Genomic DNA, 21,866 nt, shown 5'->3' on the forward strand with positions numbered 1-21,866 from the left:
CTATATCACCACCGCCCAGCCGACGAGCGCGATCGTCGCCAGCGCGAGGGCGTACTTCAGCCCGCTCAGGAGGTCGGCGTTCCGGATGTACCCACAGAGGGTGCCGGAGACGACCGCCTGCAGGACCACCGCGTGAAACAGCAGGACGCTCAGCGCGTCGGGCGGGACCGCGCCGCCAGACGCCGAGTCGGCGGGCGCTCCCGGCGTCGCGACCGCGCCGCCGGCCATCGCGTCGAGGAACTGCGTCTCGAGGATCGCGATCACGGCGAACACCGTCAGGAACGTCATGACGATGATGACGACCTGCATCCGGGTCCGGGATCGCCGCTCGCGCTCGAGTTCGTCGTGGGTCTCGCTCGTTCGAGCGGCGGTCCGGAGGACGGCCGAGATCCGGTTCGACGCCGCCTGGCTCTCGGCGATCAGTCGCACCGTCCGGGCCAGACGCGGGATCCGGTAGGCGTTCGCGAACTCGACGAGCGCGCGCCGTAGGCTCGTCCCGTAGCCGACCTTCGCCCGAATCCGTTCGAGCTCCCGGCTCAGCTTCCCGGTACCCGTCTCGGCGACTGATTCCATCGACTCGAGCGGCGTCAGCCCGGTCTCGTTCGCGCTCGAGAGCTTCCACAGCTCCTCCGAGAGCGTCTCGACGACGGCCGCGCGGCGGCGTCGGTTCCACTCGGCGGCGATGGCGAGGGGACCGCCGACGACGTACAGCGGCAGGTACGCGTAGACGACCGTCCCCAACAGAGGGCGCTCGAGCAGACCAGCCCAGGTGACCGGAATCGACCCGCTCGCAACTGCGACCGCGACGATGGCAAGCGACGCCGGAACGGTGACCGCGAGCGTGTACGACGGGTTGTTCCGGAAGAAGTGGTGGGGGCGTCGCAGTATCCTCATCGCTCGGTGAGTCGCCTCTCGAGACTCGATCCGGTCGAAGACGGCGTACGTTCCGGCGGGCTCGTCAACCGGTCCACCGTCAGAGGGGTGGCGTTTCTCGCCGTTCCGAAGACGGTTACCGTTGGCTGCCAACGAGAGCGTTCCGTCGCCGGGATCGTCGTGTTTGACGGTCGAGATCAGGACGAGAAAGGCGATCCCGATCAGGGGAACCAACGCGTACACGGTCAGGTACAGCATCTCGGGCGGAACGGTCGCGTTCGGCAGGAGCTGCACGACGACGGTGACGATAAGCAACAACAGCGGAAACAACGAGAGCGTCATGTACAGCTCGCCGAACAGCTCGAGCGTCTCGAGGGTGCGTTCCTGCTCCTGTCTCGCCGTTCGGGCGTGTTTTCGTCGCTTCTCCTCGAGGAACCGCTCCGTGTCGCCCCCGCTGTCGACGACCGAGAGCAGGTCCGTCAGGAACTGGCTCAGCTCGTCGCTAGGCGTCTCTCGGGCCCGGCGTCGGATCGCCGTCCGGTAGTCGATGTCGAGGGACGTCGCCTCGGTATGGACGGTTCGAAACTCCCGGGCGACCTCCCCGTAGGCGTCGTCCGCCCCGGCCATCGCCTCGACGATCTCGAGGCGGTCGAGCCCGCCGATCGACAGCGCGTACATGAACGAGACGGCGTCCGGAAGCAGGATATCGATCTCGCGTCTCCGCGCCGAGGCACGCGCGTGAGGGATCGCGACGAGCGACCCGAACCCGCCCAGAAACCCCAGCGTGCCGAACGCGAGACCGGTAGCCGCGACGAGCATCGGAACCCTGAGGGCCTCGAGCAGTGCGAGGATCGTCGGGTTGGGAACGTGGACACCGAGCGGGCCGCCGACGTCGACGATCCCGGTCCCGAACAGGCCGTACCCGACGATCGCACCCAGGATCGTGAGGCAGACGCCGGCGACGGCGCCCGCTCCGATCGCCCGCGAGAGGTAGAGCTCGACGGTGTCGTCGATCCGGGCCTGAGCGAGCTTCCGCTCGAGACGTGCGACGAACCGGTCGTCCTCGTCGAACACCCGCAGGTACACTGGGTAGAAGCGGTCGCCGAGCGCGGTCGTCTCGGGGAGGCGTTCAGGCCCGAAACTCATTCTGGCGCTCCGGACCGATACCGTTCGAACAGCGACTCCTCGGCTCGCTCGAGCACATCCGCTGCCGCCCGCTCCGTCCGAGCCGACGGCTCCGGCCGGGCGGCGCGTGCCTCGGTCTCCGGATCGACGTCGATCGAGACGCTCTCGAGCTTTCGGAGGGCCGGGAGGCGAGCCGCCAGCTCGCCGTCGGCGACGAGCGAGAGGACCGTCGACGGATCGTTCGCAAACGCCTGCACCGTCGCGGCGACGTCGGCGTAGCCGTCGATCCCGTTTGCGACGAGGTACGCGAGCACGACCTGCCGTTCGAACAGCTCCCGCTCGAGACGTTCCTCGCTCCAGCCCCGATCGAACGCGATCTCCTCGAGGACGCTCGAGGCGCCGACCCGGCGGAACTCGTCGGTTTCGGCCCGCCACCGGTAGACGTCGCTGACGTTGATCTCGTCGCGCTCGGCGTCGTAGCGGTTGATCTCGGTCAGCGTTCGGTTCCGGCGGACCGTCCGCCCGTCGACGCTGGTCTGGGCCTGGACCGCGACCAGATCCAGTGCTGTGAACATCGTCTTCGAGACGTCGATCGGCGCCGTCGTGAACCGCCTGAGAACCTCGTCGACGGAGTCGGCGTGAAACGTCGTGTGCGTGGTGTGGCCCGTCGACATCATCTGAAACAGCGTCCGCCCCTCCTCGCCGCGAACCTCCCCCATCAGGATGTGGTCGGGTCGTTGCCGGAGCGTCGCCTCGAGCAGATCGAACTCGTCGACGGCCTTCCCGCCGTCGGCGAAGGAGGGGCGGGTGACACTCGCGATCCAGTTGCGCTGTGGCAACTCGAGTTCGCGGGTGTCCTCGATCGAGACGACCTTCGTGCTCGAGGGGATAAACAGCGAGACGGCGTTGAGAGCCGTCGTCTTCCCCGAGGCCGTCCCGCCCGCAAACAGCAGGCTCTTGCGGTTCTCGATGGCGAGCCAGAGCAGCGCCATCTGCTCGAGCGAGAAGGTGTGCCAGTTGACGAGGTCGATCGGCGTGAACGGAACGTCCGTGAACTGCCTGATCGTGTAGTTGGTGCCGCGGTCGGCGACCTCGCGACCGAGGGTAAGCTGGGCCCGCGAGCCGTCGGGCAGGGTCGCGTCGACCTGCGGGCGTCGCTTACTGATCCCCGCACCGGAGCGCTGGGCGAGCGTGGCGACGAACTCGTCGAGTTCGTCCGTCCCGTGTCCGACGTTCGTGACGAGCTGTCCGTGGTCGGCGTGGTAGACGAACACCGGCGACTCGTAGCCGTTACAGGAGATATCCTCGACGGCGCTGTCGCGTTTGATGCCGTCGATGCGCTCGTAGCCGACGAAATCGCGCGTGAGGTAGTACCGGAGCTTCTCGACCTGCCGGTCACTCAGGCTCTCCGGGTCCGACGCAAGAATCGCCCGCTCGGGACGGACGCCGTCGCTCCCGCCCGTGTTAGCGTCACTGCCGTCGCCGTCGTCCTCGCTCGCTCCGAACAGACTCGTGACCGTCCCGAGCAGTCCGTCGCTCCCGCGGGTCGGCTCCGAAACGAGGTCGTACCGCTCGAGCAGCGTCTGTAGCTGCGCCTCGACGACCGCGCGTCGATCGGTCCCGTCGTCGCCGGGAGGACCTTCGTCAGCGTAGCTGATCGTGGTCCGGAGCTTGTCGGCGAGAAAGGCTCGCAGCTCGCGCTCGATCGGGGTCAGGAACGGCTCGATCAGGTAGTACTTCCGCTCGTTTTCCCGCTTCGAGCGGAAGACGACGACGAAAGCGCAGGGTTCGTTCACCCAGTACCGCTCGAGCTCGTCGAGGTGGAATTTCTCGCCGTCGGGAACGGCCCGCTCGAGGTCGTACCGGCTCGCGACCGTCGGCGTTCCGTCCGCCCTCGAAAAGAATGCGTCCTCGTCGAGGTCGTCCTGTACGGTGACGGATCGGTCGTCGACGAGGGTCTCGAGGTCGGCCCCGATCCGAGACCCGCTCGAGAGTCGCCGCTCGAGGACGGTTCCGTCCTCGGGCTCGTCGCCCGGACGCCGACGCCGACCGGCCGTCCCGATGTCGTCGGTGTACATCATCCGGGCCTGGCCGCCCGATGGTATAAAAACTCGAGTCCGGCGGGCGGGAAAGAACTACCGGGTCTGACGCCTCTACTACAGGACGATGCAGGACATCTTCGATCTCTCGGGGCGAGTCGCACTGGTAACCGGCGGCGGCCGTGGTATCGGCCGCGCGATCGCCGTCGAACTCGCAAGCGCCGGCGCCGCGGTCGTCCCGTCGGCGCGATCGACCGATGAGATCGAGGCGGTCGCCGAGGAAATCCGCACGTCCGGCGGCGAGGCGGTCGCGGCTCCCGCCGACGTGACCGATTCCGACGCCGTCGCCGACGCGCTCGATCGAGCCGAGGACGAGTTCGGCTCCGTCGACGTCGTCGTCAACAACGCGGGGTTCAACCCCGACGAAGCCCTCGGCCGCCCCGAGGACGTCTCGAGCGAGAGCTTCGACCGCGTGCTCGAGGTCAACCTGAACGGTGCCTACGAGGTGACGCGGGCCGCAGCCCGGTCGCTTCGGGAGACCGGCGGCACGGTCGTCAACGTCGCGAGCGTCGGCGGCCTCGTCGGTCTCCCCCGCCAGCACCCCTACGTCGCCTCGAAACACGGGCTGGTCGGGCTCACGAGGAGTCTCTCGCTGGACTGGGCACCCGACGTCCGCGTCAACGCGGTCGCACCCGGGTACGTCTCGACCGACCTGACCGAGGAGCTCGAGGCCAACCCGGAGCTCCGGCAGTCGATCCTCGAGCGAACGCCCCTCGAGCGCTTCGCGGAGCCGGCCGAGATCGCTGGACCGGTGGTCTTCCTTGCGAGCGACGCCGCGAGCTACGTCACCGGCGAGGTGCTCGCGGCCGACGGCGGGTGGACGGCCCGGTAGCGGTCACGCGGTCGGTCGTCACGGGGTTCTGGTACGGTCGTCAAACTCCCACCCTCTCCAGCGAGAGCGACTGCGGCTTCGTCGTGCGACTCGGGGCGAACGATGTAAACTCTTCACCCGAAAAAATCAATCTCTGGGAACTATTTCTTGATGTTTTCTTACTACCTGAGAGCGCTCATCCCGCTATACGGGGCACGCGCCTCGAGTAGCTCGCATGCGATGCGATGATTCGGACCGGGCCCGGCAGCTCGCCCGGCGCGCTCGGACGCTGATGGACGAGGTCGTCCAGGACGCGATCGATCTGGCGGTGCAGTGTTGCGGTGCCAACGGAATCGGGCAGGACCTCCCGCTGTCGGAGTTCTACGAATCGGTCCGCCAGTTCCGGATCGTCGACGGCGCCGACGAGGTCCACCGACGCGTCATCGCTCGTCACGCGTTCGAGGACCTCGAGGAGGCCGAACTCGAGCCCCTCACCCGATTCGGCGATCCGGTCGGGAAGCGGGAATGAGAAGCGATGATCCGAGGCGACGAGCGAACGCCTCGCTGCACGGGCGTGACGGGAGTGAGCGAACGCCTCGCGTTCGCGAGCTACGTCACGCTCGCGAGACGAGCGAAGCGAGTCGAGCGGGCGTGGCGGGATTCGAACCCACGATCAGAAGGTTAGGAACCTCCTGCCCTCTCCGCTAGGCCACACGCCCCGTCAGAAAAGTGTTAGTTCGGTTCCGTGTCGGGTTCGGTCTCCTCCTCGGAGGTGACCGGTTCCGTGTCGACGAACTCGTCGTCACCGTCGTCGAACTCGTCGGTCTCGCCGAACTCGTCGGTTTCACCGAACTCCTCGTCGCCTTCCTCGAAGCCCTCACGCATTTCCTCGAGTTCCGTTTCGACCTTTTCACGCCCCTTCTGGAATTCGCCCATCGCCTCACCCGTCGACCGAGCCAGTTTCGGGATCTTGTTCGCCCCGAAGAGTAAGATGGCGATGAAAAGGATGATCAGTAGTTCCGGACCCCCTGGGATAGGGGCAAACAGCGGTGCGATTTCTACCATCTCTATGCGTGGCTTACGGGCTGGCAATTATAACCTTTTTGGACCGGACGGTAAATCAGTGCTCCGGACAGCCAACGCCCCGAAACTGCCCGTCGGTGGGGGAGCGTTTGCCAATCGTACGATCGCTGTCCCGCTTCGCTCGACGGTCGCCGTTCGCCCGAATCCGTTCTCGGCTGCTCCTCGGATCTACAGCACGTCCAAGTCCACGGAGACCGTGGGCTGATACCGCTCGAGCGATCGAGTTCTATCGTGGATGAGCTCGGTCGCCGTTGGACTGGAGCGTTATGAAACGATTTCGAGAACTCACGCATCATCCCGAGACCGATTGGGGAAGCCCTCTCGGAGTCGATGACCGACGGCAACCGTTCCCCTTCCGCTGCCAGTAAGTATATTATGTGAGAAAAACTGTTACTCACATATGATTAGATATGTCTCGTCGATCGGCGGCGTTCGCACGGTCGGAAGACCGGTCGGACGCCGACGGTTGCGTCCGGGGCGATCGAGGGCGTCGGGTGGTCTGGGTGAGTGACCCAATCGTCCTCGAGTGGACCCCGCTGAACGCGTGTCGCCGCCGGCTGATCTTCGAACCGCGGGAGATCGGTGGCTGGCGTCGGACCGAGGAGGAACGCCGGGACGAGGAGTGGCACGTCGTCGACCACGAAATCGTCACCCACGTCGAACTCGATCGCTCCGGACCGGACGGTCCTTCGGGCGTGACGACGTATCGCGGCCCGTAGCTCGGGGGTCCGTTGGATACCGGATCCGAGCGAAGCGACGCTCGTCGTCCCCGATCGAAACCGGAGGGACCGAGATCGGTTCCGGGAACGAAACTGTCTTTCCCGTCTACCCGTAACTCGAGAGCGATGGTAGATACCGGAGACGCCGCACCCGACTTTACCGTACCGCTCGCGAACGGCGACGTCGATTCCTTCACGCTCTCGGAGCGCCTCGAGGCGGAGGCCCCGATCGTCCTCGCCTTCTTCCCGGGCGCGTTCACGGGCGTCTGTACCGACGAGATGTGTACGTTCCAGGACCGGCTCTCGGCGTTCGACGACGTCGACGCCACGGTGTACGGGATCAGCCGTGACACGCCCTTTACGCAAAACGAGTTCCGCGACCAGAACGACCTCGAGTTCGGGCTGCTCAGCGACCTGAACAAGGAGGTCATCGCCGACTACGGCGTCGAGATGGACTTCGACGATATGGGCGTCTACGGCGTCGCCAAGCGCTCGGTGTTCGTCGTCGACGCGGACGGCGAGGTCACCTACGCGTGGGTCAGCGACGATCCCGGTGTCGAGCCGGAGTACGCCGAGGTCGAGGACGCGGCCGCCGACGCGGCGTAACTACCCGCAGCCCTTTTCTAGCCGGGCAGCCTCGTGCGGATATGAGCGATTCGACGACCGACGAGCAGGCGGGCCGCGTCTACGTTCCTACCGCCGACCACCACTTTCCCGACGCGAAGCTAAACGAGGTTCTCGAGTTCGTCGACGAGGACGAGGAGATCCAGACCTACCTCGAGGCCCAGAACATCAACGCCGTCGACCGGATGCGGTACAACGATCACGGCGCGAAACACATCGAGATCGTCCGCAACCGCGCGCTCTGTCTGTACGATCTGTTGAAGGGGGGCGATGTCGAGTTCAACGGCGCCAGCGAGCAGGGGCTGGCGGAGGCCGACGAGGCGGTGATCGTCGCGCTGGCGGCGACCCTCCACGACGTCGGCCACGTCGTCCACCGCGACCAGCACGCCTACTACTCGATACCCCTCGCCGCGGACATCCTAGAGCGGGTGCTGCCGGAGTTCTACGACGTCGCCGAGACGGTCCGAATGAAGGGGGAGGTGCTCCACGCGATCCTCTGTCACCACACCGCCGAGACGCCCCTGACGACCGAGGCCGGCGTCATCCGCGTCGCCGACGCGCTCGATATGGAACGGGGTCGCTCCCGGATCCCCTACGAGCAGGGCGGCCGCGGCATCAACACGCTCTCGAGCCAGGCGATCAGCCACGTCTCCCTTCACGAGGGCGAGTCCCGGCCCGTGATGGTCGAGATCGCGATGACCAACGCCGCGGGCGTCTATCAGGTCGACAACCTGCTGAAGGCGAAGTTGCGGGACTCGGGACTCCAGAACGAGATTCGGATCGTCGCCGTCAACACCAACGAGAACCACGAACAGTTGGTCGAGCGAATCGAACTGTAGTCGGACGAACTGCCGTGAGTCGGTCTCGAGGATCAGTTCTGCGGTGCTTCGAAACGGGGCGAGGAGAGCGCTTCAGGCGAGTCGGTACCGACCGCCGTCCCGTTCGACGTAGCCCCGTTCTCGAAGCGTTCGCGCGATAGAGAGCACCGTTCCCTTCTCGACGTCGAGCGCCGCACAGAGTTCGTCGGCGCTGGCGTCGGGCCACTCCCGAAGGTAGAGGTAGAGTAGCTTCGCCTGCGCCGATTCGAGACTCCCGGGGATCGAAACGTCGGGTCTCGTCTCCAGTTGCATACTTCCCCCTCCGCGGTTCGACGATATTAAAACCAGCTATCGTCATCTGTCGAACGTAGCGTCCACACCGCTCCCCGTGGACCGTAACCGAGTCAGGACGCTTTTGTCGTCGCTGGTCCTCCGGGCGGGTATGAATATCCAGCTTATCGTTCTCGGTCTGCTAACTGGGACGCTCACCGGCGCGTTCTTCGCGCTCGTCGACGTTCCGATCCCCGCACCGCCGGAGCTGCCGGGGCTAATGGGGATCGTCGGCATCTACCTCGGGTACAAGCTCGTCGAAGCCTCGGGCGTCACGCTCGACGTCGTCGAGTCGATCGGTCTCTGATACGGATTGCTGTACCGATGTACCGGTGTCGCCGCCGCTCGGGTCGTGGTTGTGCCGGAACTGACGGACAGTAATCCGTACGAGGCAGCCGCCCCCTCTCAGGGGGCGACGTCCAGCCCTGCGGCGAACTCGCGGGCGCGCTCCCGGATCGCCGCGGCGTCGGCGACGACGACCTCGCCGTCGCGCTGGAGGACCTCGCCGTCGACCATCGTAAAGGAGACGTCGTCGCCGTGGGCGGCGAAAACCAGGTGCGAGAGCACGTCGTGGATCGGCGTCGCGCGCGTGAGGTCGGTCTCGAGGCCGACGATATCGGCTTTCCATCCCTCGCGGAGCTTTCCGACGCGCTCGAAGCCGGCGGCCTCGGCGCCGTTTGCCGTCGCCATCTCGAACACCGTCCGTGCGGGCAGGGCCTGGGGCTCGAGCCGGTCGACCTTCTGGAGCAGCGAGGCCTGGCGCATCTCGGTGAACGGGTCGAGCGTGTTGTTACACGGCGGACCGTCGTTGCCCAGCGCGACGGTGATCCCGCGGTCGAGGTAGTCTAGCACCGGCGCGACGCCGCTGGCCAGTTTCATGTTCGACGAGGGACAGTAAGTGACGTTCGTGCCGGTCTCGGCGAGCACCTCGCGCTCGCTCTCGTCGGTCCACACGCAGTGGGCGAGCACGACGTCCTCGCCCGTGAGCCCGACCTCGTCGAGCCAGTGGATGTTCCGCATTCCCGTCTCCCGCTCGACGGTCTCGATCTCCCCGCGGTTCTCGCTCGCGTGGGTGTGAATCCGCACGCCGTCGTAGGCGTCGGCGAGCTCCCGACTCCCGCGAAGGCACGCCTCGGTACAGCTCACGGCGAACCTGGGCGTCACGGCGTACCGGATGCGCCCGCCCGCGGCTCCGTGGTAGCGTTCGATGAGTCGCTCGCTCTCGGCTAAGGCCTCGTCGGTGTCCTCGAGCAGCCCCTCCGGTGCCTCCTGATCCATCATCACCTTGCCGAGCCGACCGCGGATCCCCAGCTCTCGGGCGGCCTCGAACGCCTCCTCGGCGTGGGCGACCGAGAGGTGATCGATGCAGGTCGTCGTCCCGCTCTCGATCAGCTCGAGGTAGCCCAACTCGGCCGCGGCGCGCATCTCCTCGGCCGAGAGTTCGGCCTCCATCGGCAGGACGTACTCGAAGAGCCAGTCGAGCAACTCGGTGTCGTCGGCGATGCCCCGACCGAGGCTCTGGACGGAGTGGATGTGGGCGCCGACGGTTCCCGGCGCGAGCACGTCACAGGAGTGACGTTCGTGGTCCGGGTACTCCTCGAGACAGTCCGACCGCTTCCCGACGGCGGCGATTTCGTCGTCCTCGACGACGACCGCACCGTCTTCGATCACGGTGTCGGCGTCGGCGACGACGGTTCCCGACAGCAACATACCCTCTTTCGGTAGCCGACGAAGCGGTTTATCTCTATGGGTTCCGCGCGTTCGTCGGGTCAGGGTCGAATCTTCAGCGACACCACCGAAAGCGCCCAGACGACACAGATGAGCGTGGCGAACGTGATGTAGGCGACGCCGAGTGGCAGGGCGATCAACGGCAGGTAGTCGATAAACAGGTAGCCGGCGAGGAGGAGTGCCGGCACGAGAACGAGGTTCCATCGGACGAATCGCTCGAGTCCCATCTATCCGGCAGAAACGCGAGCGGACACATAGCGCTGCTGGTCTCGGTCGGCGCTCGTATCGACTGATAAAAACGTTCGCCCGCGGCTCAGTAGCTGCGTTCCTTCGGCTCGTAGGTCTTCTCGCCCTCGAGGATAACGGGCCGGTAGAAGATGTTCGGCTCGCCGTCCTCCCAGGAGATCAGCGTGTGCTTGAGCCAGTTCTCGTCGTCACGCTCCTGGTTCTCCTGGCGCCAGTGGGCGCCTCGGAACTCGTTTCGCACGAGCGCGCCCAGCGCGATCGTCTCGGCGACGTCGATCAGGTTGCGCGTCTCGTAGGTCTGCTGGAGGTCGGTGTTGAACGTGCGGGAGGGGTCGTCGACGTAGACGTTCTGGTACTCCTCGCGACACTCCCGGATGACGCGGAGCGCCTTTCGGATACCCTCGTCGGTACGGAAGACGTTGACGTAGTCGGTCATCGCCTTCTGGAGCTTCGCACGGATCTGGGCGTGCTGGACGCCGTCGTCCTTGTCCATCAGGTGATCGACGCGAGCGCGCTCGGCCTCGACGGCGCGCTCGAGGAGTCCGTCCGTTTCGGTCGCGACGCCGCTTCCGTCGGCGGCGACGCCGCCGGCGGTATCGAGCCCGGCCGAACCGGGCTGGACGGGCAGCTCCGTCTCGGTCTCGTCCTCGACGTCGGGGCCGTAGCCGGTCTCGATCTCGGCCGTTCCGAGGTCGTCGCCGGCGGCGTGGCGACCCGCTCGCTTGCCGAAGACGATCAGTTCGGGGAGCGCGTTCCCGCCCAGGCGGTTGCCGCCGTGGACGGAGACGCAGGCGGACTCGCCAGCCGCGTAGAGCCCGGAGATACAGGTCTGGCCGTTCTCGTCGACGTCGATGCCGCCCATCGCGTAATGTTGGCCGGGTTTGACCGGCATCGGCTCGACGAGCCCGTCGACGCCCTCGAAGTCCTCCGCGAGGTGGAGGATGTTCTCGAGGCGGTCGAGGATGCGCTCCTCGCCGAGGTGGCGCATGTCGAGGTGGACGTACTCGTCGTTGACGCCCCGACCCTCGTTTACCTCGGTGAGTTCGGCGCGGGCGACGACGTCGCGGGAGGCGAGTTCGCCCGAGTTGTTCGCGTACCCGTACTCGAACATGAACCGTTCACCTTTCGCGTTGTAGAGGATCCCCCCCTCCCCGCGGACACCCTCGGAGATGAGCACGCCCGTCGAGGGCAGCGACGTCGGGTGGAACTGGATGAACTCCATGTCCTCGAGCGGCGCGCCCGCGCGGTAGGCCATCGCGTGGCCGTCGCCGGTACAGGAGACGGCGTTGGTCGTGTGGTCGAACGCCTGTCCCGGGCCGCCGGTCGCGAGGATGACGCCGTTGTTGGCCTTGAACCCCTCGACGTTGCCCGACTGGACGTCGTAGGCGACGACGCCGTGACACTCCCGGTCGTTCGGGTCGGCGGCGTCGTCGGTGACGAGGTTCATGACGTACCACTCGTCGTACACCTGAATGCCGCGTTTGACGACCTGCTCGTACATGACGTGGAGCAGGTGGTGGCCGGTCTCGGCGCCGGCGTAGGTCGTCCGCGGGAACGAGAGCCCGCCGAACGGCCGCTGGGAGACCCTGCCGTCGTCCTCGCGGGAGAAGGGCATCCCCCAGTGCTCGAGCTGGATCGTCTCCTCGGGGGCGTCCTGGGCCAGCGTCTCGGCTGCGGGGGCGTCGGCCAGGTAGTCCGACCCCTTCATCGTGTCGTAGGCGTGGAGCTCCCAGTCGTCGCCCTCGCGGAGGGCGGCGTTGATCCCGCCCTCGGCCGCGCCGGTGTGGCTGCGGACCGGGTGGAGTTTCGAGACGATCGCCGTGTCGGCGCCCGCCTCGTGCGCTGCGATTGCCGCCCGGAGGCCGGCGCCGCCGGCGCCGACCACGATAACGTCGTGTTCGTACATGTTACCAGAATTTCAGGTTCTTCTTCACCGCTTCCCGTTTGAGCTCCTGAATGTGCTCGGTCAGGGGGATGTCCTTCGGACACACCTCGGTACAGGAGAACTGGGTCTGGCAGCGCCAGACGCCGTGTTCCTGTTCGACGATGCGGAGGCGGTGCTCCTTGATCTCCTCGTCCTCGCGTTCGTCCATCGCGAACCGGTAGGCCTTGTTGATCGCCGCGGGGCCCAGATACTCGTTGTCGCCGGCCGCGATGTTACACGAGGACATACACGCCGCACACCAGATACACCGGGTCGACATCTTCACCTTCTCGCGGTTCTCGCGGGACTGGCGCTGTTCCTCTAAGTCGCCGTCCGGGAGCTCCTCCTGCTGAAAGTAGGGCTCGACGGCGTGCATCTGGTCGTAGAAGTGGTCCATATCGACGACCAGATCCTTGACGACCTCCTGGTGGGGGAGGGGCTCGATTCGAACCGGCTGTTTGAGATCCGATATCTGGGTCTTACAGCCCAGTTGCTGTCGTCCGTTGACGAAGAAGGCGTCGGAGCCACAGACGGCCTGCCGACAGGAGTGACGGAACGTAAGCGAGGAGTCGAACTCGTCGCGGGCGTACATCACCGCGTCGAGGACCGTCATCCCCTTCTCGAAGGGGACGTAGAAGTCGTCGAATCGGGGTTCCTGTTTGCCCTCGACCTCGGGGTCGTAGCGGAACACCTTGAGGTGGACCGTTTCGCCCTCGACGTCCGACTCGTCGACGGCCTCCTCCTGAGCGAGGCCCTGTTCTTTCTCTTTGAGTCGCTCCTGCTGTGGCGACTCCGTGCCCCGCATCTCGGGGTCTTCCGGTGCTTCCTGCGACTCGGGTTCTTGCGGTTGTTCTTGTTGCGTACTCATGTTAGGTCCACCCCGCCATGGCGACTGCGACCCAGATACCCTGGGCGATGAGTGCGATTCCGGCGAGTGACAACACGGCGAGCACGACCTTCTTTTGCGTGCCTTCCAGCCCCTGGTTGACCAGGGCGTTGTAGACGCCGTTGACGCCGTGGAACGTCCCCGCGATCAGGAACAACACCATCGTCACGAAGTATCCGACGTTCTCCATTCGGGCCTGCGTCCCTGCAAATGTTACGTCCGCAGCGTGGTTGACGAAGTGTAGCTGGAAGAAGTGAAACGCCAGCACGACGATCAGAAACGCCGCGGTGATACGCTGGAGCAGCCACCCGGTACCGCCGCGAGTGAACGAGGAGTAGTGCTCCGCCATCAGATCGCCACCCCGTCCATGAACGTCGGCACGCTCGCGATAGTGATGATACCGGTCAGCACCAGCGAGGCGTAGAAACTCTTATCCTGTGCCGAGAGGCCGACGCCGAGGTCGACCATCAGCAGCCGAAGCCCGTTCAGAATGTGAAAGACGGCGACCGCCAGCAGTCCGACCTCGAGTACGCGGATGATGAACAGCGACTCGAGACCCTGGATCGTCGTCGTGTACACGTCCGTTTCCTGCTGGATCGCCGCCGGGTCGCCGGCCGCTGCACCGATGGCCGTACTCAGCACGGCGATGTGGGTAAACAGGTAGCCGATCAGCATCCACCCGGTGAACTTGTGGAAGATCCACGCCCACATTCCGGCCGAGAACTCCTTCCAGCGACCGAAGTCCTCGATGAGACCGCGATTGTAAGACTGACTCATACGCTCGTGTGGACCGTTTGACCGTGAGCGTATAGAAGTTACCTTTATCGCGTCGCTTTGCCACAGTCCGCGCCGACAGCCCCCGGACCGCTACATCCGGAGCTGTGACTGCGATTCGGTCCCGGTTCCGGTCCGTTCGTTCTCCAGTGCCGTCCGGGTATCCTGCGAGAGTCCGACCAGGTGACAGAGCGGGTTCCCCGGGTAGACGACGGGGTTCTCGAGAACGCCGACGATCAGTCCCGTAAACGGCGCCTCAACGGTGACGATGTCCTCTTTCTCCTTGAACGGGTTCGTGATGGTACAGATCACGTCCCCCTCCTCGACGAGCGATCCGCGTCCGTGTTTCATGTCGACGATCCCGCCGGCGTCGGCCCGGAGCCAGGTCTTCTCGTCGTCGCTGTCGATGACGGTTCGCCAGCCCGGCCAGTGGACGGCCGCACCCGGATGGAGACCGAACTCCGCGAACACGCTGGCGACGCCAGTGAGCGCGCGGTCGATCAGCCGTCGCTGGAACCGGTGGGCCTCTCCCATCTCGATCGTAACGGTCGGAACGCCGGCGTCGGTCGCCTCGCGACGCAGGGTCCCGGACGGCCCCTGACCCGCGATAATAACGTGGGAACTGAACGCGCTTGCGACCCGGGCGGCGCCGGGATCGTCCATGTTCGCCCGAGCGTGGAGCATGTTCGTCCGTCCCCGCGTCGAGGTGTGAAAGTCGATCCCCAGGTCACAGGGCTCGATGAAGTTCGTGAAGATCCGGTGGGCCATCCGCCTCGCGCTGGTCGACCCCTCGCGACCGGGAAACGATCGGTTGAGGTCCCGATCGTAGATCGGCAGGTACCGCTCCTGGGCCAGGAATCCGGGCACGTTCATTACGGGCAGACAGACCAGCGTCCCGTGGAGGTCGGTGTGATCCCAGTCGTGGGCCACCTCGCGGACGACCTCGATCCCGTTGAGTTCGTCCCCGTGTGCGGCCGCCGAGAGGAACATCGTCGGTCCCGACTGCTCCCCGTTGATGATCGTGACAGGGATCCGAACGGGATCACCGAGGTACGTCTCGCTGATGCCGTACCGGATGTTCGCCGACTCGCCGGGATCGACTCGGCCGCCATCGTAGGTGAAGACGTCGTCGTCGATCGGCGGCGAGTCGGACGACTCGCTCGAGTCGTCGGCCGCGTCGTTACCGCTCATAGTTGCCCCTGGTCCGGAACCCTCCTGAATCTTTGTTTGCTGTCCCGGAGCCGCGCCACGGCGCGTTCACAAACTCGCCCGAGGCGTCCGTCCGAGTAGCGTAAGGGAGTTGAAATTCAGGGCATAGATTTTGTATGCCCGACTTGTACGGTACTGGCATGGAGATTCGCGAAGCAACCGACGCCGACGCCGATACGATCCGTTCGATCGCCCACGATTCGCTCTCGTCAACCTACACGGACTTTCTCGGTGAGGAAACGATCGACAACGCCACCGACCAGTGGTACGGTGAGGAGTTCGCCGACGACATCGCTGACGACCACTCGCTGATCCTGGTTATCGAACGCGACGGCGAGGTCATCGGCTTCTCCCACAGCGAACTGGTCGGCCAGCAGTACAGCAACGGCCAGCTACTGTGGCTCCACATCGACCCCGATGCCCGCGGCGACGGGATCGGCGTCCGGCTGCTCGTTCGTACCCGCGAGAAACTCCTCGACACCGGTGCCGACCAGGTCCAGTGTTTCGTCCTCGAGGACAACGAGGGCGGGAACGAGTTCTACGCGGAGCACGGCTTCGAGCAGGCCGACCAGCGCGAGGTCGAGATCGGCGAGGAGACGTTCACCGAGAACATCTACGTCGAAAGCGAGATCGAGAGCGGCGACGACTGGACCGCCATCGACGAACTCGAGGTCGACGGGCGGACGGTGTACGTCAGCTACGGCGATGCGGACCGCGGCTCGAAGGCCCCGTTCTACGGCGCCTACGAGAGCGAGGATCAGGCCGACCGCTACGGCTGGCTCTGTGGCAACTGCGATTCGATCGACAACGCGATGGACACGATGGGCCGCATCGAGTGTAACTCCTGTGGCAACCGCCGCAAGCCGACCCGCTGGGACTCCTCGTACCTGTAGCGAACCGACGCGGTTCTTTCGGACCGTCGATTCGGCTCGGGTTTCGATCCGTTCGGACGTCGCGAGACGGCGATACGCTCGAGTAGGCCGTCCCTACCTGCCGAAGCCGCGACCGCGGACCGTCTGCGTCGACTTCGTTCCCGCAGTTGTCTCCGCCTTCCAGGAGTTGTCCCCGCATTACAATCCCCTCCTCGCTGGAGGTATCCGACGAGTCGCGGTTCCGCTCCCGACGCCGTAGCCAGGCGTTCGGCGATCGCGACGGGGACGACGCATGAACAGGCAGGACCACATCGTTCGCGGATTCAAGGCGACGCTGGTCGCGCGGGCGATATACATGATCTCGAGCGCGCTGTTGATGCTCGTGCTGGCGCGCTTTCTCCTCGATCCCGACGGATACGGGGCGCTGTACTGGGCGATCGGCGTGCTGGCGGTAATCCAGCTGGTCGCGGATCTCGGTCTCGGCAAGTCGGCTGCCAGATACTTCTCGGAGTACAGCGAGCGCGACCCGGGACAGATCCCGCACCTGATCCGGACGACGCTGGCGCTGAAGCTCGGACTGCTTGCGGTCGTCACCACCGGCCTGTTGCTCGGCCACGAGTGGCTCGCTGCTGCACTCGGCGATCCCGGCGCCGCGCCGTTTCTCGCCGCAGGGGCGCTGTACATCGTCGCCTTCTCGTTCAGTACCAGCTCCCAGATCGCCTTACAGGGGTTCAATCGGCTGGGGTACAGCGCGGCGATTCAGGCGATCAGCGGCGCCGCCCGGCTGCTCTTCGCCGTCGCGTTCGTCGTGCTCGGAATGGGCGCACTCGGGGCGCTGTTCGGCTACATCGTCGGCTACGCGCTCTCGGCCGCAGTTGGACTGACGATCCTGTACCTCGAGTACTACACCAGATACGAGCCCGCCGAGGAGTACGAACCCGGGCTCGCCCGTCGCCTCGCCGAGTACAGCGTTCCGCTGACCGCGACCCGGAGCGCGAACGTGATCGACAAGCGCATCGACGTCGTCCTCGTCGGGATCTTCCTGACGCCCGCCGCCGTCGCGTTCTACCAGCTCGGCAAGCAGATCGCCGACTTCCTCCTCGCGCCGGCCGAATCGCTCGGGTTTACGATCTCGCCGAACTTCGGCGAGCAGAAGGCGGCCGGCCAGCTCGAGAGCGCGCGTCGGATCTACGAGACGTCGCTGACGAACGTGCTCCTGTTGTACGTTCCCGCCACGGTCGGCCTCGTCATCGTCGCCGACCCGTTCGTAACGATGGTGTTCGGCGCCGACTACGCGGGTGCGGTTCCGGTCCTCCAGATCCTCGCGGGCTTCGTTATTTTGCAGGCGATCACGAACCTGACCAGCGACAGTCTGGACTACCTCGGTCGGGCCCGATCGCGCGCAATCGCGAAGGGGACGACGTCGGTCGCGAACTTCGGACTCAACCTCGTCCTCATTCCGACCTTCGGGGTCGTCGGCGCCGCCGCGGCGACCGTCGCGACCCACACCGTCTACGTCTCGGTCAACCTCTACATCGTCCACAGCGAGCTCTCCCTGCGGCTCGAGGAACTCGCACGAACCCTCGGTCGGATCTGTGCGATTACGGGTGTGATGGCTGCCACCGTGTTGCTCGTGACGCCGCTGATATCGAACCTCATCATGCTATTTGCCGCGATCGGACTCGGCGTGGCCACCTGGTGGGTGCTCGCCGTGACGACGGGAATGATCGACCTCCAGGAAGTCCGATCGGTCATCACGTAGCGCGACGAGCGTCGTTCGGCGGCTTGCCATCACTCATGAACGCTTATCAATACCGTTCGTCTCTATACTGTATGACCGTTTCCGATCCCGTCACTGTCGGCGTACTGAGCCTACACACCAGCAAAGAGACCAAAGCGATACTCAACGCGACCGAGGAGTTGGGCCACGATACCGAGTGGCTCCGCACGGAGAACACGTCGGTCAGCGTCGCCGACGGGAGCGCCACGCTCGAGCCGTCGGTCGACGTGATCGCGAACCGAATGCTGCTGTCGAACACCGAACAACCCTGCGAGGAACTCGGACTGGCGAGTGCCCTCTCGGGACTGGTTCCGATGCTCAACGGACCCCAGTCGGTGTTGACGGCGATCCACAAGATGTCGACCGCGACGACGCTCGCGGCCGACGACGTCCGGGTTCCGGACGTGACCCTCGCGCTGGGCAACGCGAAGCTCAACGAGGCCCGCTCGCGGTACGGCGAGGAGGCCGTCTACAAGACGGCGATCGGCACTCACGGCGGCGGAACCTGGAAGGTCGGCCGCGACGACCCGATCAACGCGAAGGTCGGCAACCGGTACGCCTTCCTGCAGGAACTCATCGACCGCGAGGACGAACGTCACCGCGACGTCCGGGTGTACGTCGTCGGCGGCGAAATCATCGGCGCGATGTACCGCTACGCCCCGGACAACGACTGGCGAACGAACGTCGCCCTCGGCGGCGCCGTCGAGAACGCCACCGACGACCTCCCCGAGGAGGCCCGCGACATGGCCCGCCGAGCCAGCGACGCTATCGGTCTCGACTACGCCGGCGTCGACCTCGTCGAGGGCGACGAGGGCTGGTTCGTCCTCGAGGTGAACCCGACGGCCGGGTTCAAGGGGCTGTACGAGGCGACTCAGGTCAGTCCCGCACCGTACATCGCAAAGCTCGCGATCGAGCGCGCCGGCGGCGAGGTCGACGACGAACGGGTCAGAGAGCTCTCGGCGGTGCTCGACGACTCCCAGCCCTCGGCCAAGCCGCCCGAGGCGTCGACGTTCGGCGCGGAGTCCGCGGTGATCGGCTACACCGAGGAGGTCGTCCTGTCGGGAACCAGCGGCTCGAAGACGGTCCTCGCGAAGTCCGACACCGGTGCGACCCGAACGAGCATCGACACCTCGCTCGCAGCCGACATCGGCGCCGGCCCGATCAAGTCGATCACGAGGGTCAAATCGGGTAGCAGCAAGACCTCCAAGAGCCGACCCGTCGTTGACGTCGTCGTCGGCGTCGGCGGCAACCAGCACACCGTTACCGCGAGCGTCGAGGACCGCAGCCACATGGACTACCCCGTCCTGCTCGGCCGGGACATCCTCGAGAACTACCAGGTCGACGTCAGCCGGCGGATCGACCGCGACGCAGCCGACAGGCCGGAAGAAGAGGAGTAAGCTGCCTCGGGAGCGGGCAGTCCGAACGGTCCGATCGCGCCACAACACGGCGAGAAACGGCTTCCGTGCGATCCCGTGGCTGGTATGCGAGACCGAAATCCCACGTAGGGGCCGTCGCGAGTTATCGCCGCCGACAACCGCGGGCTGGTAGTTCTCGAGAAACCGACCCTACAGTACCCGTCGAGTGCCCTCGTTGGCGGTACGTACAACCACTGTGACACGCACACACGATGACTCCGTCAACGAGAAAAGTTCGCAAATCCGAAAGATCGGTTGGATGAGAGCGAAGAGTTCCTTATCGGATTAGGTAATCTTAATACGCGAAAGCCACAACCGCACAACGATGACGAGGTCCAACCAAGACTGGTGGCCGAATCAGTTGAACCTGAAGATCCTCGACCAGAACGCTCGCCGTGCTGGTCCGATGGACGAGGAGTTCGACTACGCCGAGGAGTTCCAAAAACTCGACTTCGACGAGCTGAAGTCGGACATCGAGGACGTAATGACGGACTCCCAGGAGTGGTGGCCGGCGGACTACGGCAACTACGGGCCACTTTTCATCCGGATGGCGTGGCACAGCGCCGGCACGTACCGTATCAGCGACGGCCGCGGCGGCGCGACCGGCGGTACTCAGCGCTTCGCACCGCTCAACAGCTGGCCGGACAACGCGAACCTCGACAAGGCACGTCGCGTGCTCTGGCCGGTCAAACAGAAGTACGGCGACCAGCTCTCGTGGGCCGACCTGATCGTCCTGGCGGGCAACGTCGCCCTCGAGTCGATGGGCTTCGAGACGTTCGGCTTCGGCGGCGGGCGCGAGGACAAGTTCGAGCCCGACGAGGCCGTCGACTGGGGGCCCGAGGACGAGTGGGAAACGGCCGATCGCTTCGACGAGGACGACGATCTCGATCACCCATTTGCGGCTACCGTGATGGGCCTCATCTACGTGAACCCCGAGGGTCCGGAAGGGAATCCGGATCCGGAGTGGTCCGCCGAGCGGATCCGCCAGTCGTTTGGCCAGATGGCGATGAACGACGAGGAGACGGCGGCGCTCATTGCCGGCGGACACACCTTCGGGAAGGTCCACGGCGCCGACGACCCCGACGAACACGTGGGGCCAGAGCCCGAGGCCGCCCCGATCGAGCAGCAGGGACTGGGCTGGGAGAGCAGCCACGGCTCCGGCAAGGGAGCCGACACGATCACCAGCGGGATCGAGGGTCCCTGGAACGCCACGCCCACGATGTGGGACATGAGCTACCTCACCAACCTGCTCGACCACGAGTGGGAGCCCGAGAGGGGCCCCGGCGGTGCCTGGCAGTGGACGACGGCGGACGGTGAACTCGACGGCGTCGCACCGGGTGCAGAGGACTCCTCGGAGAAGGAGGACGTGATGATGCTGACGACGGACGTCGCCCTGAAGAAGGATCCCGACTACCGGGAGATCATCGAGCGCTTCCGGGAGAACCCGATGGAGTTCCAGGAAGCCTTCGCGAAGGCCTGGTACAAGCTGATCCACCGCGACATGGGCCCACCGACTCGGCTCGTCGGTCCGGAGGTTCCCGAGGAGGAGATGCTCTGGCAGGACCCGATCCCCGACGCCGACTACGAACTGATCGGCGAGGCGGAGGTCGACGAGCTCAAACAGGAGCTTCTCGACTCCGACCTGTCCGTCTCCCAGCTGGCCAAAACCGCCTGGGCGTCGGCGTCGACGTACCGCGACAGCGACAAGCGCGGCGGCGCGAACGGCGCCCGCATCCGCCTCGAGCCCCAGCGGAGCTGGGAGGTCAACGAGCCCGAACAGCTCGAGACCACGCTCTCGACGCTCGAGGGGATCCAGGAGGAGTTCAACGGCTCGCGATCCGACGACGTTCGGGTCTCGCTGGCCGACCTGATCGTCCTGGGCGGCAACGCGGCCGTCGAGCAGGCCGCCGCGGACGCCGGCTACGACGTCGAGGTGCCGTTCGAGCCGGGCCGAACCGACGCCTCTCAGGAGCAGACCGACGTCGACTCCTTCGAGGCGCTCGAGCCGCAGGCGGACGGTTTCCGCAACTACCTCGGAGACACCGGTGACGACGATCGGTCGGTAGAGGAGCTGCTGGTCGACAAGGCCGACCTGCTCGACCTGACGGCCCACGAGATGACGACGCTGGTCGGTGGCATGCGCGCGCTGGGTGCAAACTACCAAGACACCGATCTCGGCGTCTTCACCGACGAACCGGAGACGCTGACCAACGACTTCTTCGTGACCCTGCTGGACATGGACTACGAGTGGGAGTCGTCCGAGGAGTCCAAGGACATCCTGGAGCAAGAGGGATCCGAGGAGGCCCAGGAAATCTACGACCTCCGCGACCGCGAGAGCGGCGAGGTCGAGTGGGCGGCGACCCGCGCCGACCTCGTCTTCGGCTCGAACGCTCGGCTCCGTGCCATCGCGGAGGTGTACGCCTCCGACGAAAACGAGGAGAAGTTCGTTCGGGACTTCGTCGAGACGTGGAGCAAGGTCATGCAGCTCGACCGCTTCGACCTCGAGTAGTCGAACCGCGCTCGAACCGCGATCGTTTTTTATCGGCTCGA

Annotated in this window: 21 protein-coding genes and 1 tRNA gene; 10 read left to right on the top strand and 12 right to left on the bottom strand. The window is 65.6% G+C overall.

Annotated features, from left to right (window positions below; genetic code table 11):
* A complete protein-coding gene (locus tag QA609_RS16225; protein WP_278303650.1) occupies positions 1-2,019 on the bottom strand; it encodes a type II secretion system F family protein in 2,019 nt (672 codons plus the stop codon).
* Positions 2,016-4,076, bottom strand: a complete 2,061-nt coding sequence (locus tag QA609_RS16230; RefSeq protein WP_278303651.1) for a type II/IV secretion system ATPase subunit — start codon at positions 4,074-4,076, stop codon at positions 2,016-2,018. The genes QA609_RS16225 and QA609_RS16230 overlap by 4 nt, the downstream gene beginning before the upstream one ends.
* An 88-nt stretch (positions 4,077-4,164) precedes the next feature.
* Between QA609_RS16230 and QA609_RS16235 the strand changes: the two genes are divergently transcribed.
* Together QA609_RS16235 and QA609_RS16240 are read left to right on the top strand one after the other, a co-directional pair.
* Positions 4,165-4,929, top strand: a complete 765-nt coding sequence (locus tag QA609_RS16235) for a glucose 1-dehydrogenase (RefSeq protein ID WP_278303652.1) — start codon at positions 4,165-4,167, stop codon at positions 4,927-4,929.
* A gap of 214 nt (positions 4,930-5,143) precedes the next feature.
* Entirely contained in the window at positions 5,144-5,437 is a 294-nt protein-coding gene (locus tag QA609_RS16240) for an acyl-CoA dehydrogenase family protein (RefSeq protein WP_278303653.1), read from the top strand.
* A 117-nt stretch (positions 5,438-5,554) separates the two neighbouring features.
* Here the strand turns inward: QA609_RS16240 and QA609_RS16245 are convergent.
* Positions 5,555-5,627, bottom strand: a tRNA-Arg gene (locus tag QA609_RS16245).
* Between the two features lie 13 nt (positions 5,628-5,640).
* Positions 5,641-5,973, bottom strand: a complete 333-nt coding sequence (locus tag QA609_RS16250; protein WP_278303654.1) for a twin-arginine translocase TatA/TatE family subunit — start codon at positions 5,971-5,973, stop codon at positions 5,641-5,643.
* A 521-nt stretch (positions 5,974-6,494) separates the two neighbouring features.
* On the opposite strand from QA609_RS16250, the gene QA609_RS16255 reads away from it, so the two are divergent.
* The 3 genes from QA609_RS16255 to QA609_RS16265 all read left to right on the top strand — a co-directional run bounded on the left by QA609_RS16255 (position 6,495) and on the right by QA609_RS16265 (position 8,173).
* Positions 6,495-6,710: a hypothetical protein gene (locus QA609_RS16255; protein WP_278303655.1), complete on the top strand. Its 216-nt coding sequence runs from the start codon at positions 6,495-6,497 to the stop codon at positions 6,708-6,710.
* Between the two features lie 126 nt (positions 6,711-6,836).
* A complete protein-coding gene (locus QA609_RS16260) occupies positions 6,837-7,316 on the top strand; it encodes a redoxin domain-containing protein (protein ID WP_005556038.1) in 480 nt (159 codons plus the stop codon).
* A gap of 41 nt (positions 7,317-7,357) precedes the next feature.
* Entirely contained in the window at positions 7,358-8,173 is an 816-nt protein-coding gene (locus QA609_RS16265) for an HD domain-containing protein (RefSeq protein WP_278303656.1), read from the top strand.
* A gap of 72 nt (positions 8,174-8,245) precedes the next feature.
* Here QA609_RS16265 and QA609_RS16270 read toward each other — a convergent pair whose 3' ends face one another.
* Complete coding sequence (locus tag QA609_RS16270) at positions 8,246-8,464, bottom strand: helix-turn-helix domain-containing protein (protein WP_278303657.1); 219 nt, start codon at positions 8,462-8,464, stop codon at positions 8,246-8,248.
* Positions 8,465-8,594: 130 nt separating this feature from the next.
* Here QA609_RS16270 and QA609_RS16275 point away from each other — a divergent pair, with 130 nt between their 5' ends.
* Complete coding sequence (locus QA609_RS16275; RefSeq protein ID WP_278303658.1) at positions 8,595-8,789, top strand: DUF1427 family protein; 195 nt, start codon at positions 8,595-8,597, stop codon at positions 8,787-8,789.
* Between the two features lie 98 nt (positions 8,790-8,887).
* On the opposite strand, the gene QA609_RS16280 is transcribed toward QA609_RS16275, so the two are convergent.
* From QA609_RS16280 to QA609_RS16310, 7 genes are all read right to left on the bottom strand, one after another.
* Positions 8,888-10,192, bottom strand: coding sequence for a 5'-deoxyadenosine deaminase (locus tag QA609_RS16280; protein WP_278303659.1), 1,305 nt, complete (start codon positions 10,190-10,192; stop codon positions 8,888-8,890).
* Positions 10,193-10,251: 59 nt separating this feature from the next.
* Positions 10,252-10,437: a hypothetical protein gene (locus QA609_RS16285; protein ID WP_278303660.1), complete on the bottom strand. Its 186-nt coding sequence runs from the start codon at positions 10,435-10,437 to the stop codon at positions 10,252-10,254.
* Between the two features lie 86 nt (positions 10,438-10,523).
* Positions 10,524-12,362, bottom strand: coding sequence for an FAD-binding protein (locus QA609_RS16290; RefSeq protein ID WP_278303661.1), 1,839 nt, complete (start codon positions 12,360-12,362; stop codon positions 10,524-10,526).
* Position 12,363: 1 nt separating this feature from the next.
* Positions 12,364-13,248 (bottom strand): succinate dehydrogenase/fumarate reductase iron-sulfur subunit, encoded by an 885-nt coding sequence (locus tag QA609_RS16295; protein WP_278303662.1) that lies wholly within the window; start codon positions 13,246-13,248, stop codon positions 12,364-12,366.
* A gap of 1 nt (position 13,249) precedes the next feature.
* Positions 13,250-13,615, bottom strand: coding sequence for a succinate dehydrogenase (locus tag QA609_RS16300; protein WP_278303663.1), 366 nt, complete (start codon positions 13,613-13,615; stop codon positions 13,250-13,252).
* Positions 13,615-14,043 carry a succinate dehydrogenase, cytochrome b556 subunit gene (gene sdhC, locus QA609_RS16305; RefSeq protein WP_278303664.1) on the bottom strand — a complete coding sequence of 143 codons (429 nt, stop codon included), beginning with the start codon at positions 14,041-14,043 and terminating at the stop codon, positions 13,615-13,617. Before sdhC ends, QA609_RS16300 begins: the two co-directional genes overlap by 1 nt.
* Positions 14,044-14,133: 90 nt before the next feature.
* Positions 14,134-15,231, bottom strand: coding sequence for a succinylglutamate desuccinylase/aspartoacylase family protein (locus tag QA609_RS16310; RefSeq protein WP_278303665.1), 1,098 nt, complete (start codon positions 15,229-15,231; stop codon positions 14,134-14,136).
* A 158-nt stretch (positions 15,232-15,389) separates the two neighbouring features.
* Between QA609_RS16310 and QA609_RS16315 the strand changes: the two genes are divergently transcribed.
* The 4 genes from QA609_RS16315 (at position 15,390) to katG (ending at position 21,825) form a co-directional block, all read left to right on the top strand.
* Positions 15,390-16,142, top strand: coding sequence for a GNAT family N-acetyltransferase (locus tag QA609_RS16315; protein ID WP_278303667.1), 753 nt, complete (start codon positions 15,390-15,392; stop codon positions 16,140-16,142).
* A 271-nt stretch (positions 16,143-16,413) separates the two neighbouring features.
* Positions 16,414-17,883: a polysaccharide biosynthesis C-terminal domain-containing protein gene (locus tag QA609_RS16320; protein ID WP_278303668.1), complete on the top strand. Its 1,470-nt coding sequence runs from the start codon at positions 16,414-16,416 to the stop codon at positions 17,881-17,883.
* A gap of 71 nt (positions 17,884-17,954) precedes the next feature.
* On the top strand, positions 17,955-19,298 hold the full coding sequence (locus tag QA609_RS16325) for a RimK family alpha-L-glutamate ligase (RefSeq protein WP_278303669.1): 1,344 nt from the start codon (positions 17,955-17,957) through the stop codon (positions 19,296-19,298).
* 343 nt (positions 19,299-19,641) lie between these two features.
* Positions 19,642-21,825, top strand: a complete 2,184-nt coding sequence (gene katG, locus QA609_RS16330) for a catalase/peroxidase HPI (RefSeq protein WP_278303670.1) — start codon at positions 19,642-19,644, stop codon at positions 21,823-21,825.
* Positions 21,826-21,866: the final 41 nt, after the last annotated feature.

Origin of the sequence: Natronococcus sp. A-GB7 (genome assembly GCF_029688865.1) — an archaeon.
GTDB lineage: Archaea > Halobacteriota > Halobacteria > Halobacteriales > Natrialbaceae > Natronococcus.

What these genes read in the sequence shown, in the direction of transcription:
- QA609_RS16225 (WP_278303650.1), bottom strand. Translation starts at nt 2,019, where the DNA reads ATGAGTTTCGGGCCTGAACGCCTCCCCGAGACGACCGCGCTCGGCGAC.
- QA609_RS16230 (WP_278303651.1), bottom strand. Translation starts at nt 4,076, where the DNA reads ATGTACACCGACGACATCGGGACGGCCGGTCGGCGTCGGCGTCCGGGC.
- QA609_RS16235 (WP_278303652.1), top strand. Translation starts at nt 4,165, where the DNA reads ATGCAGGACATCTTCGATCTCTCGGGGCGAGTCGCACTGGTAACCGGC.
- QA609_RS16240 (WP_278303653.1), top strand. Translation starts at nt 5,144, where the DNA reads ATGCGATGCGATGATTCGGACCGGGCCCGGCAGCTCGCCCGGCGCGCT.
- QA609_RS16250 (WP_278303654.1), bottom strand. Translation starts at nt 5,973, where the DNA reads ATGGTAGAAATCGCACCGCTGTTTGCCCCTATCCCAGGGGGTCCGGAA.
- QA609_RS16260 (WP_005556038.1), top strand. Translation starts at nt 6,837, where the DNA reads ATGGTAGATACCGGAGACGCCGCACCCGACTTTACCGTACCGCTCGCG.
- QA609_RS16265 (WP_278303656.1), top strand. Translation starts at nt 7,358, where the DNA reads ATGAGCGATTCGACGACCGACGAGCAGGCGGGCCGCGTCTACGTTCCT.
- QA609_RS16270 (WP_278303657.1), bottom strand. Translation starts at nt 8,464, where the DNA reads ATGCAACTGGAGACGAGACCCGACGTTTCGATCCCCGGGAGTCTCGAA.
- QA609_RS16275 (WP_278303658.1), top strand. Translation starts at nt 8,595, where the DNA reads ATGAATATCCAGCTTATCGTTCTCGGTCTGCTAACTGGGACGCTCACC.
- QA609_RS16280 (WP_278303659.1), bottom strand. Translation starts at nt 10,192, where the DNA reads ATGTTGCTGTCGGGAACCGTCGTCGCCGACGCCGACACCGTGATCGAA.
- QA609_RS16285 (WP_278303660.1), bottom strand. Translation starts at nt 10,437, where the DNA reads ATGGGACTCGAGCGATTCGTCCGATGGAACCTCGTTCTCGTGCCGGCA.
- QA609_RS16290 (WP_278303661.1), bottom strand. Translation starts at nt 12,362, where the DNA reads ATGTACGAACACGACGTTATCGTGGTCGGCGCCGGCGGCGCCGGCCTC.
- QA609_RS16295 (WP_278303662.1), bottom strand. Translation starts at nt 13,248, where the DNA reads ATGAGTACGCAACAAGAACAACCGCAAGAACCCGAGTCGCAGGAAGCA.
- QA609_RS16300 (WP_278303663.1), bottom strand. Translation starts at nt 13,615, where the DNA reads ATGGCGGAGCACTACTCCTCGTTCACTCGCGGCGGTACCGGGTGGCTG.
- sdhC (WP_278303664.1), bottom strand. Translation starts at nt 14,043, where the DNA reads ATGAGTCAGTCTTACAATCGCGGTCTCATCGAGGACTTCGGTCGCTGG.
- QA609_RS16310 (WP_278303665.1), bottom strand. Translation starts at nt 15,231, where the DNA reads ATGAGCGGTAACGACGCGGCCGACGACTCGAGCGAGTCGTCCGACTCG.
- QA609_RS16315 (WP_278303667.1), top strand. Translation starts at nt 15,390, where the DNA reads ATGGAGATTCGCGAAGCAACCGACGCCGACGCCGATACGATCCGTTCG.
- QA609_RS16320 (WP_278303668.1), top strand. Translation starts at nt 16,414, where the DNA reads ATGAACAGGCAGGACCACATCGTTCGCGGATTCAAGGCGACGCTGGTC.
- QA609_RS16325 (WP_278303669.1), top strand. Translation starts at nt 17,955, where the DNA reads ATGACCGTTTCCGATCCCGTCACTGTCGGCGTACTGAGCCTACACACC.
- katG (WP_278303670.1), top strand. Translation starts at nt 19,642, where the DNA reads ATGACGAGGTCCAACCAAGACTGGTGGCCGAATCAGTTGAACCTGAAG.